This window comes from Pandoraea terrigena (assembly GCF_902459705.1).
In the GTDB taxonomy this organism is placed as follows: domain Bacteria; phylum Pseudomonadota; class Gammaproteobacteria; order Burkholderiales; family Burkholderiaceae; genus Pandoraea; species Pandoraea terrigena.
Genome location: NZ_CABPRU010000020.1, coordinates 22,545 through 35,426, shown reverse-complemented (window position 1 = coordinate 35,426; position 12,882 = coordinate 22,545). Strand labels below are relative to the sequence as shown.

Annotated in this window: 14 protein-coding genes; 4 read left to right on the top strand and 10 right to left on the bottom strand. The window is 63.6% G+C overall.

Annotated features, from left to right (window positions below; genetic code table 11):
* From PTE31013_RS24315 to rpsL, 4 genes are all read right to left on the bottom strand, one after another.
* Window positions 1-158: GTP-binding protein (locus tag PTE31013_RS24315; RefSeq protein WP_246174903.1), on the bottom strand; the 158-nt coding region annotated here is incomplete at its 3' end.
* A gap of 82 nt (window positions 159-240) precedes the next feature.
* On the bottom strand, window positions 241-2,343 hold the full coding sequence (fusA, locus tag PTE31013_RS24310; protein WP_150615180.1) for an elongation factor G: 2,103 nt from the start codon (window positions 2,341-2,343) through the stop codon (window positions 241-243).
* Window positions 2,344-2,460: 117 nt separating this feature from the next.
* Entirely contained in the window at window positions 2,461-2,931 is a 471-nt protein-coding gene (rpsG, locus tag PTE31013_RS24305; RefSeq protein ID WP_023593821.1) for a 30S ribosomal protein S7, read from the bottom strand.
* Window positions 2,932-3,057: 126 nt separating this feature from the next.
* Entirely contained in the window at window positions 3,058-3,432 is a 375-nt protein-coding gene (rpsL, locus tag PTE31013_RS24300; RefSeq protein WP_010804142.1) for a 30S ribosomal protein S12, read from the bottom strand.
* A 410-nt stretch (window positions 3,433-3,842) separates the two neighbouring features.
* Between rpsL and PTE31013_RS24295 the strand changes: the two genes are divergently transcribed.
* Both PTE31013_RS24295 and PTE31013_RS24290 read left to right on the top strand, forming a co-directional pair.
* Window positions 3,843-5,090 (top strand): hypothetical protein, encoded by a 1,248-nt coding sequence (locus PTE31013_RS24295; protein ID WP_150615179.1) that lies wholly within the window; start codon window positions 3,843-3,845, stop codon window positions 5,088-5,090.
* A 206-nt stretch (window positions 5,091-5,296) separates the two neighbouring features.
* Window positions 5,297-6,019: an HAD family hydrolase gene (locus PTE31013_RS24290; RefSeq protein WP_150615178.1), complete on the top strand. Its 723-nt coding sequence runs from the start codon at window positions 5,297-5,299 to the stop codon at window positions 6,017-6,019.
* Here PTE31013_RS24290 and PTE31013_RS24285 read toward each other — a convergent pair.
* Together PTE31013_RS24285 and PTE31013_RS24280 are read right to left on the bottom strand one after the other, a co-directional pair.
* A complete protein-coding gene (locus PTE31013_RS24285) occupies window positions 5,967-6,758 on the bottom strand; it encodes an AraC family transcriptional regulator (protein WP_150615177.1) in 792 nt (263 codons plus the stop codon). The genes PTE31013_RS24290 and PTE31013_RS24285 overlap by 53 nt on opposite strands.
* A 123-nt stretch (window positions 6,759-6,881) precedes the next feature.
* Window positions 6,882-7,280, bottom strand: a complete 399-nt coding sequence (locus tag PTE31013_RS24280; RefSeq protein ID WP_150615176.1) for a CopD family protein — start codon at window positions 7,278-7,280, stop codon at window positions 6,882-6,884.
* A gap of 152 nt (window positions 7,281-7,432) precedes the next feature.
* Here PTE31013_RS24280 and PTE31013_RS24275 point away from each other — a divergent pair, with 152 nt between their 5' ends.
* Window positions 7,433-7,741, top strand: coding sequence for a DUF4148 domain-containing protein (locus tag PTE31013_RS24275; protein WP_150615175.1), 309 nt, complete (start codon window positions 7,433-7,435; stop codon window positions 7,739-7,741).
* A 291-nt stretch (window positions 7,742-8,032) separates the two neighbouring features.
* Here PTE31013_RS24275 and PTE31013_RS24270 read toward each other — a convergent pair whose 3' ends face one another.
* Window positions 8,033-8,743, bottom strand: coding sequence for a dienelactone hydrolase family protein (locus PTE31013_RS24270; RefSeq protein ID WP_150615174.1), 711 nt, complete (start codon window positions 8,741-8,743; stop codon window positions 8,033-8,035).
* Window positions 8,744-9,202: 459 nt separating this feature from the next.
* Between PTE31013_RS24270 and PTE31013_RS24265 the strand changes: the two genes are divergently transcribed.
* A complete protein-coding gene (locus PTE31013_RS24265; RefSeq protein WP_150615173.1) occupies window positions 9,203-9,706 on the top strand; it encodes a hypothetical protein in 504 nt (167 codons plus the stop codon).
* Window positions 9,707-9,850: 144 nt separating this feature from the next.
* Here the strand turns inward: PTE31013_RS24265 and PTE31013_RS24260 are convergent, their stop codons facing one another.
* The 3 genes from PTE31013_RS24260 to PTE31013_RS24250 form a co-directional block, all read right to left on the bottom strand.
* Window positions 9,851-10,783: a LysR family transcriptional regulator gene (locus PTE31013_RS24260; RefSeq protein ID WP_150615172.1), complete on the bottom strand. Its 933-nt coding sequence runs from the start codon at window positions 10,781-10,783 to the stop codon at window positions 9,851-9,853.
* 149 nt (window positions 10,784-10,932) lie between these two features.
* Window positions 10,933-11,922 carry a 2-dehydropantoate 2-reductase gene (locus PTE31013_RS24255; RefSeq protein ID WP_150615171.1) on the bottom strand — a complete coding sequence of 330 codons (990 nt, stop codon included), beginning with the start codon at window positions 11,920-11,922 and terminating at the stop codon, window positions 10,933-10,935.
* 4 nt (window positions 11,923-11,926) lie between these two features.
* Window positions 11,927-12,877, bottom strand: coding sequence for a fumarylacetoacetate hydrolase family protein (locus PTE31013_RS24250; RefSeq protein ID WP_150615170.1), 951 nt, complete (start codon window positions 12,875-12,877; stop codon window positions 11,927-11,929).
* Window positions 12,878-12,882: the final 5 nt, after the last annotated feature.

Here is a 12,882-nt window from a genome sequence, read left to right as displayed (position 1 = left end):
GCCGCGTCAATGTCGGCGTAGTTCTTGGCTTCGCCGCCGAACTTCGACGACAGAACCGTTGCGATAGCGGCCGTCAGCGTGGTCTTGCCGTGGTCAACGTGACCGATGGTACCAACGTTCACGTGCGGCTTGTTCCGCGTGAATTTTTCCTTTGCCATTTCCGAATCCTCAGATACTGAATAGACGATTAAACAGTGCGCCGGGTGCGGTATCGCATGATACGGACACCCGGCAATTCAATTACTTGTTCTTGTTGCTGATGATGGCTTCGCTCACGTTCTTCGGAGCTTCAGCGTAGTGCTTGAACTCCATCGTGTACGTGGCGCGGCCTTGCGTGGCCGAGCGCAGCGATGTCGAGTAGCCGAACATTTCCGACAGCGGAACTTCGGCGCGCACGATCTTGCCGCCGCCGACCATGTCGTCCATGCCCTGGATAATGCCGCGACGCGACGACAAGTCGCCCATCACGTTACCCATGTAGTCTTCCGGCGTTTCCACTTCCACGGCCATCATCGGCTCGAGAATGACCGGGCTGGCGCGGCGCATGGCTTCCTTGAAAGCCATCGAACCGGCCATGCGGAACGCGTTTTCGTTCGAGTCCACATCGTGGTACGAACCGAACGTCAGGCGAACCTTGACGTCGACCACCGGGAAGCCGGCCAGAACGCCGCTCTTGAGCGTGTCCTGAATCCCCTTGTCGACCGCCGGGATGTATTCGCGAGGAATGACACCACCCTTGATCTCGTCGAAGAACTCGTAGCCCTTGCCTTGCTCGTTCGGCTCCAGCGTGATGACAGCGTGACCGAACTGGCCGCGACCGCCCGACTGCTTGACGAACTTGCCTTCGACGTCCGCTGCCGACTTGCGAATGGTTTCGCGGTAGGCAACCTGCGGTGCGCCGATGTTGGCTTCCACGCCGAATTCGCGCTTCATACGGTCAACCAGAATTTCGAGGTGGAGCTCGCCCATCCCCGAAATGATGGTCTGACCCGATTCTTCATCGGTCTGCACGCGGAACGACGGGTCTTCCTGCGCCAGGCGGTTCAGGGCGAGGCCCATCTTTTCCTGGTCGACCTTGGTCTTCGGCTCGACAGCCTGCGAAATCACCGGCTCCGGGAACACCATGCGCTCGAGCACGATCGGGGCGGTCGGGTCGCACAGCGTGTCACCCGTGGTCGCATCCTTCAAACCGACGGCTGCGGCGATGTCGCCTGCGCGCACTTCGTCGATTTCTTCGCGCTGGTTCGCGTGCATCTGCACGATACGGCCCAGGCGTTCCTTCTTGCCCTTGACCGAGTTCAGCAGCGTGTCGCCCTTGTTCACGACGCCCGAGTAGACGCGGAAGAAGATCAGCTGGCCAACGAACGGGTCGGTCATGATCTTGAACGCCAGCGACGAGAACTTCTCGTCATCCGCCGCACGACGCTCGATCGGCTGTTCCTTGTCGTCCGTACCCTTGACCGGCGGAATATCGACCGGCGACGGCAGGAAGTCGATCACGGCGTCCAGCATACGCTGCACACCCTTGTTCTTGAACGCGGTACCGCACAGCATCGGCTGGATTTCGCAAGCGATGGTACGCGTGCGCAGACCGTCGATGATCTCAGCCTCGGAGAGGTTGCCCTCTTCCAGATACTTGTTCATCAGGTCTTCGCTCGATTCGGCAGCCGCCTCGACCATGCCTTCGCGCCACTTCTGGGCTTCCGCTTGCAGCTCGGCCGGAATGTCGACGTAGTCGAACTTCATGCCTTGCGATGCTTCGTCCCAAATGATCGCCTTCATCTTGATGAGGTCGACCACGCCCTTGAAGCTTTCTTCCGCGCCGATCGGCACCACCACCGGCACCGGATTGGCCTTCAGGCGAGTCTTCAACTGGTCGTAGACCTTGAAGAAGTTCGCGCCGGTACGGTCCATCTTGTTGACGAACGCCAGACGCGGCACACCGTACTTGTTGGCCTGACGCCAAACGGTTTCCGACTGGGGCTGCACGCCACCCACGGCACAGTAGACCATGCACGCGCCATCGAGAACACGCATCGAGCGCTCGACTTCAATCGTGAAGTCGACGTGACCCGGGGTGTCGATGATGTTGATGCGGTGCTTCTGGTAATTGTTCGCCATGCCGGACCAGAAGCAGGTCGTGGCAGCCGACGTAATCGTAATGCCACGCTCTTGTTCCTGCTCCATCCAGTCCATCGTCGCGGCGCCATCGTGCACTTCACCGATCTTGTGGTTCACACCGGTGTAGAACAAAATGCGCTCGGTCGTCGTGGTCTTACCTGCGTCGATGTGAGCGCTAATACCGATGTTGCGGTAGCGCTCGATAGGGGTTGTACGAGCCACTTTAAGCCTCTTTCAATGTAGCCGCCATTTTTGAGGGGGCTACTAACACAAACGGGCGAGGCGCAATTTCTCATGCGCACCCGCCCCGGTTTCTGCTCTAGGTACTGCTTGCCAGCGTCAGAAGCGGAAGTGCGAGAATGCCTTGTTGGCTTCGGCCATGCGGTGAACTTCGTCACGCTTCTTCATGGCGCCGCCACGGCCTTCCGAGGCCTCGATCAGCTCACCTGCCAGGCGCAGGGCCATCGACTTCTCGCTACGCTTTTTCGCGGCCTCACGCAACCAACGCATCGCCAATGCCATACGACGCGACGGACGCACTTCGACCGGAACCTGATAGTTTGCACCGCCAACACGGCGGCTCTTGACTTCAACCACCGGCTTCACGTTACCGAGAGCCGTGTTGAAGACTTCCAGCGGATCCTTGCCCGCCTTGGTTTGGATCTGCTCGAAAGCACCATAAACGATGCGCTCTGCCACCGACTTCTTGCCGGCAAGCATGAGCACGTTCATGAATTTAGCGACTTCAACGTTGCCGAACTTCGGATCGGGCAACACTTCGCGCTTGGGGACTTCGCGACGACGCGGCATGATTTCTTCCTTAATGAATTCAGTTGGAGCTTTGCTCCAGGCCACCTACTAGCCACTTTCGGGCCGAGTGACCACTTACTCAGTGACGATATACGACCATCACCGAACGTATATCCGACCAGCCGCTTAGGCCTTCGGACGCTTCGCGCCGTACTTCGAACGGGCCTGCTTACGGTCCTTGACGCCTTGCGTGTCGAGGCTACCGCGCACCATGTGATAGCGCACACCCGGCAAGTCCTTCACACGACCGCCGCGAATCAGCACGACCGAGTGTTCCTGCAGGTTGTGGCCTTCACCGCCGATGTACGAAATGACTTCGAAACCGTTGGTCAGGCGCACCTTGGCAACCTTACGCAGAGCGGAGTTCGGCTTCTTCGGCGTCGTCGTGTACACACGAGTGCACACGCCGCGACGCTGCGGGCAGTCCTGCAGGGCCGGGCTCTTGCTCTTGATTTGAGCAGAGGTGCGCGGCTTGCGGACCAATTGGTTAATCGTTGGCATTGTGATTTCCTAAATGTGTCAAAAGCATGAAAACCAAGGCGGGCCGTCATGCAGATTTACTGCGCACTTCCCGGCTGCTCTTGCGGATTGCCCGCATCTAAACGCTTGATGCATAAGCATTTTGCATTGGACACGCGCGTACCGCCGGAAAAACCGGAGCCTGCGACTATACCTGTGGCCGAGGCAAGTGTCAATGCACTTGCGCGCGAATTCGCCCCGTAAGTCGTTGATTGTTAACGCGTTGGCATGCATTGCCGGCGCAGCCAGGCGGCGTGGCCGTTAGAGCAACTGTCCTAGCGTGTGCCAAACTGCAAACGTTGGTGCTCCGACGCGACAAATGGATTCTTCGCAGCGGGAATACTCCGGGTCACCACGAGAAACGTCCCGCGACATCAACCGGAGTGACAGCGATGTATTTTGCGATTGGAGAATGGCTCACGACCGCCCTGGCCTTGTCGAACGGGATTCCATCACCGTACCCGGCCGCGCCCGAGCAAGGCATGACGACCGATCTCAGACGGATCGCGTCGGCACCGGTCTCGACCAGCGCCCAGCATGACAAGCCATGCCGCCTGGATGCTAGCGCCACGGGTACCGCCTTCGACTGGTCGCAACCCCCTACGACCCGTGCACGGATCTTTGCGGAGCGACTGAAGGACGTGCGCCCGGTATGCGTGGTCGGCAGCCGCAACGACAGCGAGAATTGCCTGCTCGACCTAACGCCGGACGCCAACGTCGACGTCAGTGCCAGCCGCCTGATGCTGGCGGGCTGTGAAGGGTCGCTCCCGGCAACGGTCCGCGCCGCGCTCACGCACGACGGGCGCGACACGCAGGCGCTGGAACAAGTCTTTTCCGACACGTTCGCGGCCGAGTCGCAGGGGAAATTTTCCGTCCCGGCGATCGAGCGGCGGATCAACCACAGCCTTCGCCAGATGTCCCCGAGTGTGCAACGCCTGCTGCGCCGCGCCGACGTCTACCTCGAGATGCCGCGGGTCACATTTGTGCGCACGCTGACGAGTGAGCAGGAAGCTCGGCGCCACCATGTCATGGCACCGTTCGCGGCCCCGCCCGCCCGGCGCGTCACCGGCGCCCCGGAGGTACGCGACGCCATGCTTGGCGTCTACATCCGGCTCCCGATCGGCGACGCTGTCCACACGCTTCTCGTCTCGCTGGCCACACCGAATACCGTGGAGCGGATTCGGCAGGATCCGCGCGCGCACGCCGACGGACACCTGCACGCCATCTTCGGCGACATCCCGGAGTACTTTCAGGCCACTCGCCTGCAGATGCGCGCGGTAGCGCCGGGCGGCGACATCGTGCACACGCTGGCCGAGTGGCTTCATGACGGTCATCAACGCTACCGCGACTTCGCCCTCGGCGAGACGCGCGAGCGGCTCGCGCCGGAATCACATCGCCACGTCCGCCAACAGGCGTGCCCGCCGGCAGCCCCTCCCCGAACGACCGCGGCCTTACAGACGCCTCCCCTAGCGCAAGCCTCGGCCCAGCCCGAGGTGCCATCGCAGGCTGACGTCGCCCCGGCGCCGGCTCCGTTGCCGCGCAATCGACAACCCTCGGTCGCCGAGATCGCACAAGCCCTCGCGGCACTTGAGCGTCTGGACAGGCAATACCGTGCGCTGGGACGCCCTCGCTTCGGCTGATCCGGCCACCGCATTGCCCGGCGCGCACAGGATCGGCCGTCCTGTCGTCCCGCGGAATCCGCGCCCCCTATCAAATCTCGCAGCGCCGCCTGTCGCTTCCGGCGTAGCCGATGTCATCCGGCGCGTTTTTCACAGAGGGGCGAATTCGTACACTCAGAGGCTTCGGCAGCGACTCCTCCTGCCCTGACGCGAGCCCACTATCAGCCATGCAGGCGAGTTTCGAAAAAGACAGCATCCTGGTGCTCGATGTCGACGGCACTCTGACCGATTCGGAGCGAATTCACCAGCGCGCGTTGCTCGGCGCCATGACGTCGCTGGCCTTCGAAGGCCTGAACACCGACTGGGGCAGCTACCCGCATCACACGGACACCGGCATTCTCATTCATGCCCACGCCGAGCACGGACGCGCGCTGCCGCAGCCGCACGATCTGGCGCGCTTCGAGCATGAGATCGACGAGCGCTTCACCGCCCTGCTCAACGCCCACGGCCTGGCCGAGATCCCTGGCGCCCGAGCCTTCGTCGACGCGGCCCATCGCTCGCGATGGGGTGTGGTATTCGCCACCGGCGGCATCCGGCAGGTCAGCCACCGGAAGCTGCGCGCCGTCGCCATCGAATACACCGACGCGATGCTCGTCACCTCCTCCGAGTACAGTTCGCGCGAACAGCTCGTCGCCGAGGCGATCAAGCGGGCGCAGGCCGGCTATGGCATCACGAATCCGCGCGCGACGGTCTCGATCGGCGATGGGATGTGGGATCTGAAAGTGGCGCGCCGTCTCGGCATCGATTTCGTCGGGATCGGTTCGCGGCGCTCGCGCTCGCCGCTGTATGCCGAAGGCGTGCCCGTCTACGACGACATGTGGGATGCCATGCACTGGCTCACGCCGGGCCGCGGGCGCGCGTCAGGTATTCGCTTGGCGTCACGCCCATGAAGCGGCGGAACATGGTGGAAAACGCGCTCGGGGTGTCATAACCGACTTCGAGCGCCACCTGCGTGATGGACCGCCCCGCCCCCAGCATCGGCAGCGCGCCGAGCAGACGCATGTGCTGACGCCACTCCCGGAACGGCAAGCCGAACTCTGTCATGAAGCGCCGCTCCAGCGTGCGGCTCGATGCGCCGACGTCGAGCGCCCAGTCTTGCAGGCTGCGGGGATCCGCCGGCGTGTTCAGGTAAATGTCGAAGATCTTGCGCAGACGAGCGTCGCGCGGCACCTGCAAATGCAGCGGCGACTCGCTCCTCCATTCCAGCTCGTGGAGCAGGAGCGCCATGACGAGCGCGTCCTTGCCGTCGGGCGACCAATCGGCGGGGAGCGTCATCGCACGCAAAATCAACTCACGCAGCAGGGCGGACACCCCGATGACCACGGGCAGGTCGGGCGCCGACACGCCGCATCGTGCCACGTCGACGTAGATCGTGCGCATCTCGACGCGGCCCCGCATGCGAACCTCATGCGTGACTTCGCCCGGAATCCACAGCGCGCGTTGCGGCGGTATTACCCAAAGCGACGTATTGGTGCGCACTTCGAGAATGCCGGCACTCGCATACATCAGTTGCGCGCGCCGGTGGCTGTGAGGGCCCACGACGAAGCCTTCCGGGTAGTCTTTCGCCAACGCGCCGACGGGGCGGTCCTGGCCCTGAAATTCAAGGGGCACCCCATTTGTAATCGGCATCGGCACCAGGCGTTTCAAGGGCGAAATTTGGGTCGTTCTTTGGCGATGTCGCCAGCGTAACACCGGGCATCCCTGCCCACCAAGCCGAATCCCAGGCACGCGTCGGCGCAAAGCCCACACGGCTCAAAATGGCTTGACGATCACGAGCGAGACAATCACGGCCATCGAGACCAGCGTGACGGGGAGCGCGCGCCGAAACAGCGCCGGGGATGTTGTCGCGCCATCGCGCTCGAGCCGCCTGAGCGTGGCGGACAAGCGGCCGTGCAATCCCGAGACGATCGCCACCAGAACCAACTTGGCCATGAGCCACGGCGCGCTCCACCAGTGCGCCATGATGGCCAACGCCGGACCGGTAATCCACACGACGATCAGCGCGGGCGATGCCAGTCCGTAATCCGCCCGCCGCGCGATGCGCCGCCACTCGGGCTGCGCCAGGCGCCCGCCCAACGCCATCGCCACCAACCCGGCGATAAACGTGATCACTGCAATCAGATGGATGGCCTTGATCCACAGATAGAGCATCGGGAGTCTCCTCGACGTTTCGATTGATTGTTTCGAATTTAGCAATTATTGCTTACACAAACTCGTCTTTATCGGCAAATGTTGCAGCAATACACTTCAACTGTCGACGATGAATAACACATCGCCTCTTTCAAAAGACAGGAGAAAACATCATGCAACGCACCCTTATTACCTCTGCCCTGGTTTCCGCAATGCTGGCCCTCTCGGCCGGTTCGGCTTTCGCCAGCGACGCCTTCGACGGTCCTTCGGAATTCTCGTGGGTGCCGCAGACCAGCGTGCTGAGCCGCGCCCAGGTACGCCAGGAACTGATCCAAGCCCAACAGGCCGGTCTCGTTGTCCAACACGACGCCGTGTACCCGAAGGCTGCGCCGAGCGCCCAACCGACGGCGGCCAGCGCCTCGATCACGATGGGTTCGGTCGGCGCTCAGCAACGCGCCGGCACGACTTATTTCGGTTCCTAATGTAATTCGCCGGGCTGCGGGCCTCTCAAAGAGGGCCGCGGCCCGGCGCGCGTTCTGCGCATAACGACGCGCCAGCCTTCGCTGGCGCTCACTGTGATCTCGGGTCCGTCGCGGCCTCAGACTCCTGTCGCTGTGCGTAGTGGTTCAACGCACAGGACTTTGCCCGTCGCTTCGGCGACGGGCTTTTTTAGCGGATGACCACCGCACGGACGCCGCCCGCGATCCCGTGACCGAAAACGACGAAGCCCGCCGAAGCGGGCTTCTTGCCGTCGAAGCAACGACGGACAACACCTACTTCGACAACGACTTCGCGAGGAACTCGAGCGTACGGCCATGAGCGAGTGCCGCCGCCGGCTGATGATACGAAGCGCGCGCCCAGCAGTTGAAACCGTGGTCGGCATTGGGATACACGAACACTTCGGTGTTCGGGCGCGACTTCACCGCCTCGCTCACCGACGCTACGATTTCCGGCGTGATGTGGCTGTCGAGCGCGCCGAAGTGGAACTGCACTGGCACGTTCAGCTGGGCCGCTTCGCCCAGATAGTTGTGAATGCCGCCACCGTAATACGGCACGGCGGCGTCGACCTGCCCACGTGCGGCGCTCAGATACGACAGCAGTCCGCCAAAGCAATAGCCAACGGCGGCGATCTTCGCACCACCGTCAAGCTTGCCGCGCAGCGCCCTGGCCGTCGCTTCGATATCCGTCACCGCCTTCTCGACGTCGATCGACTGTCGCAGTTCCATCGCACGCGCCCAATCGTCGCCCGAGTAGCCGAGTTCGACGCGCGGCGCGGCACGCCAGAAGATGTCCGGCGCGAGCACCACATAGCCATCCATCGCATATTGATCGGCCACACCGCGAATGTGTTCGTTCACGCCGAAGATTTCCTGCACCAGCACGACGCCCGGCGCCTTTGCGGTCTGACCCGACGGCGGCAATGCGAGATAAGCATCGAAAGCGCCGTCCACGGTTTCGACACGGATCCATTGACTGTTCGACACGGAAGTTGCTCCATCAAAAAAGGGGAAATGCCTGCGCACGGCAACCACCGGGCCCCCGCAGGGATCGGGGGGCAACACGCTCACGCGACCGCGCGCAGTCAGGCCGAATCAGTATAGGCACTTTTGCGCTCGCCAACAGCGCACCTCGATGCCCGCCGCGCAAGGCGGAGCGGCTGCAACACGCACGTGAACTGGCGCAGTGCGCTGCCCGTTCACCCGGTATCGCACGCGTGGTGCGGCGCAGCGTTTCGATGACCGAACCCGAACCGCCCAATCACGTTGAGCGCACTCCGTCACGCTTGGTGGTTTCGTTGCTTCGTGGATACGCCGCCTCATCACCGCGCCATCGTCCGGGACGCCCCTTACATGTCGTTACCGTCCCCGGGACGATCGGCCAACGCACGTTACGCTTGCCACAGGCGTTCGATATTCATGCGAACGCTTTAATACGGAATCCATATGATACATATTGCAACGCGAAAGACCATCAACGCCTTTGCACTGTCGCTGGCATTGACGGCCACCGGCGTTGCCGCGGCCGACACTTTGCCGAGCGCCGCGCGAGCCCAGAGCGCATCACCGGCGGCCAACGCGCGCCACAACCCCCGCATGCGCGACGCGGATGATATGCCGTCGCTTCCGCCAGGCATGGCACCCCACGTCGGCGGCCCAAGTCTGCGGGGTGAGGCAGCCATCGCCTTCGCGGCCATTCATACCATCGAGGAGATTGCACATTGGTACCGCGTCGGCGGTCATCCCGAAAACGTCCTGCCGTTCTATCGCGAGACGCTCTCGCAAACGCGCGACCCGATGCTGCGGCATCATTTGCGCGACGCCATCGCGCGCGAGGAGTTGAAACCCGCCGACACCACGGCAGCCATTGCAACGTTACGCGCGCAGTTGAACGAGGATCTCGCCGCATTGCCGTCGCCATCACCGCGACTCGACGCCAAGCGCCGCTGACAGGACCGATATCTTCACGGCACCTCGCCTGCCATGCGCCATTCACTTCGGTATGATTATCGATATTTGAGCGACATTAACCGTGACACGACTGCCCGTCAGGCGCCTGGGATTGTCGGGGCTGGGCGGGCGAAGACGATCGCATCAATCCCCTGACGTCGCCAGGATCTTTTCATTCCATTGCGGCAGCCACGCCAGCAGAAACTGCGCGAAACCCTCGGCGGCCGGCGAGGCTGCGCGCGAGAGCGGCCGATACACGCAGACCTGGCGAATCGTCTCAGGCGAGACGACGCGCCGCATCACCAGGCCGAACGGCGGCGCGAGCGCCGCCACGTAGCCGGGCGTCAGGGTGGCGGCCAGCCCTTGCGACGCGACGCCGAGCGCGGTCGTCACGTTATCAACCACGTCGATGGGGGTAATGCGCGCGTCGGGCGGCGCGGACGAGCGCATCTGCGCGACACTGCGTTCGTGATCGCGTCCCGCGGCCACGAGCGGCGTATCGCGCAGGTCCGCCCAGCGCACACGACGATGGCGGGCGAGCGCATGGTCCGGCGCACACCACAACACCCAGGGACTGTCGAACACCGGCGTCCCCGCCACATGCGCGCCCGTCGCGCGATTGGGCCCGATCGCCAGATCGAGATCGCCGTTGGCCACATGATCGACGAGCGCATCGACGGGCGTATCGACCACCCGCACCACGACCTTGGGCCGCAGGTCGGCGTAAGCGCGAATGGCGGCGGGCAGCGCCAGGCTCGCGAGCACCAGCGGTGCGCCGACGCGCACGATGCCAGCCGCGCGGTTGCGCAAGTCGTCCGCCGACTTCTCGGCCGCCTGCACATGTCGAATCACCGACTCCGCCGACGCGAGGAAATCGCGCCCTGCACTGGAGAGCGCCACGCGCCGCGTCGTGCGATCGAAGAGACGAAAGCCGAGGATCGATTCGAGTTCGGCAATCAGTTGGCTCACGGCCGACGAGGTGAGCCCAAGGCGATTGCCCGCCTCGGCGAAGCTATGCAGTTCGGCAATCGCCACCAGCGCTTCGAACTGGCGTAGCGTGACGCGGGTCAGGGGCATGTCGTATCGATGGTCAAGTGTCGCTTGCGAATAGACGGGAATCGATGGATGGTCCCGTAGACGCGTGTCGCCCACCATCGATTTTCAAATCGTCCCCATTGGAGCGCGCCCCGCATGGTCGAACGCCGACGCCAGCCCAAACGCACGAATCACTGCGGATACAGGCCATGCACTCGCCCGAACAAACGAGTCAGGCCGAGCAGTGCATCGATGTTCGGCGTGGGAACCGACACGCGCTGACCGATCTCGCGCACCACGCTCACCAGCGCGTCGAGTTCGATGGGACGGTGCGCCTCCACATCCTGGAGCATCGACGACTTGAACGCCCCCAGCTTCGCCGTCACCGCATGCCGGTCCTCGGGCGACTGCTCGATCGCGCAGCCGATCCTCGCCCCAATCGCCGCCGCTTCACGCATCGCCGCCGAGCAGAATGCGCGCACGAGCGGGTCGTCCAGTAGCCGGTCGATGGTCGCACCCGTGATCGCCGAAACCGGGTTCATCGTCAGGTTGCCCCACAGCTTGTACCAGATATCGAGACGCACATCGTCCGACGCCTTGACGTCGAAACCCGCCCGCGTCAGCACCCCAGCGAGTCGCTGCACGCGCTCGCTCGCCCCGCCGCCCGGCTCGCCGACGATGAGCCCGTAGCCCATCTTGTGATCGACCAGACCCGGCGCCGATGTCGCCGCACTCGCGTGCACCACGCAACCGATCACGTTGGCCAGCGGAATCGCCGCGCCGATCGCGCCCTGCGGATCGACGCTCGTCAGCCGGTCGTCGCCAAACGGCGCCACGCCTTTGCAGAACCACCACGGCACGCCGTTCATCGCAGGCAACACCAGTGTCTGCGGGCCGAGCAACGGTCCGATGGCCGTCGCGATCTGCGTGAGCGCCGGCCCCTTCACCGCGATGATGACCAGATCCTGCACGCCGAGCTTGCCCGCGTCTTCCAACGGGTGCGCCGCGCTCACGGGCGCCCCCGTCAACGTCTCACCCTGCTTCACGCGCCAGCCATGCTCACGCAGCGCCGCCAGCGTCGCACCGCGCGCCAGCGCGCTCACCTGTGCCTCACCCGCCGCCGCCAGTCGCATCCCGAGCAAGCCGCCGATCGCGCCCGCGCCAATGATCGTCACCTTCATCCCTTTACTCCTGTCGTTGTGCCGCGAGGCGATAGTTTTCCTTGAATCGCTCCGGCACGCGTTCATCAAACCCCAGCGCCACACGGCGCACTTCGGGACTGTCGAGCGGCGGGTGTCCCACGCCCAGCACCGCTGCACGCGGTGCGTCGATGCCCACAACCTGCCCGGCCAGTCGCCCGAGTCCGGTGATCTCGCATGCCACCCGATCCCCCACGTCCACGGAGCGGGAATGGCAGGGCGTGCCCATCAGTATCACGTCGCCCGGCATCAGCGTGATATGCCGTGCAATGTCCGCGATCACATAGTGCGGCCCCCAGATCGTCTCGTCACCAATGTGCGCTTCCTGCACGACGCGTCCGTTGCGATACGTGCGCAACGTCTGCTCGAACAGGTTCACGCCGCGCACGATGCCCGGCCCGATCGGCAACAGCGTGTCGGCCCCCTTCACTCGCAGCATCGACCCCTGATCCGTGTCGCGAAAATCCTGCAAGCCCATGTCCAGCGCCGGACAGAACCCTTCAATGTAATCCCACGCCTCATCGGGCAGCACATTGCGGCACGTACGCCCGATCACCACGGCGTACTCGCCCTCGTAGTTCAGATAGCGGCAATCCGCGGGCTTGAGGATCTGGCCGTCGTGCCCATTGAGCGAAGTCGGCGGCTTGGTGAAGTAGGTCGGCGTATCGGTCGGCTTGGGCCGGTTGCGTGTCTCCATGCTACGCGAGCGATAGGAGATATGCACGGCGAGGATCTTTGACGGATCCACCGGTGGCAGGTGCACCAGCGCCTGCGGATCGACCGTACGCCCGTCGTCGAGCCGCAGCAGCCCGCGCTCATTGCCTTCCTCGACGATCGTGCCCCAGAACGCACTGCCGCCCAGCAAGACGCGACGGCGCTCGACGCGCGGTCCGCGCATCACGGCAGGCAATTCGCGCAGCGGAAATTCGAAGTCCATGGTCT

Excerpts from the sequence above, each read along its gene's own strand:
- PTE31013_RS24255 (WP_150615171.1), bottom strand. The coding sequence starts at position 11,922 with ATGAAGGTGACGATCATTGGCGCGGGCGCGATCGGCGGCTTGCTCGGG.
- rpsL (WP_010804142.1), bottom strand. The coding sequence starts at position 3,432 with ATGCCAACGATTAACCAATTGGTCCGCAAGCCGCGCACCTCTGCTCAA.
- PTE31013_RS24285 (WP_150615177.1), bottom strand. The coding sequence starts at position 6,758 with ATGCCGATTACAAATGGGGTGCCCCTTGAATTTCAGGGCCAGGACCGC.
- PTE31013_RS24260 (WP_150615172.1), bottom strand. The coding sequence starts at position 10,783 with ATGCCCCTGACCCGCGTCACGCTACGCCAGTTCGAAGCGCTGGTGGCG.
- PTE31013_RS24250 (WP_150615170.1), bottom strand. The coding sequence starts at position 12,877 with ATGGACTTCGAATTTCCGCTGCGCGAATTGCCTGCCGTGATGCGCGGA.
- PTE31013_RS24295 (WP_150615179.1), top strand. The coding sequence starts at position 3,843 with ATGTATTTTGCGATTGGAGAATGGCTCACGACCGCCCTGGCCTTGTCG.
- PTE31013_RS24265 (WP_150615173.1), top strand. The coding sequence starts at position 9,203 with ATGATACATATTGCAACGCGAAAGACCATCAACGCCTTTGCACTGTCG.
- PTE31013_RS24290 (WP_150615178.1), top strand. The coding sequence starts at position 5,297 with ATGCAGGCGAGTTTCGAAAAAGACAGCATCCTGGTGCTCGATGTCGAC.
- PTE31013_RS24275 (WP_150615175.1), top strand. The coding sequence starts at position 7,433 with ATGCAACGCACCCTTATTACCTCTGCCCTGGTTTCCGCAATGCTGGCC.
- rpsG (WP_023593821.1), bottom strand. The coding sequence starts at position 2,931 with ATGCCGCGTCGTCGCGAAGTCCCCAAGCGCGAAGTGTTGCCCGATCCG.
- PTE31013_RS24280 (WP_150615176.1), bottom strand. The coding sequence starts at position 7,280 with ATGCTCTATCTGTGGATCAAGGCCATCCATCTGATTGCAGTGATCACG.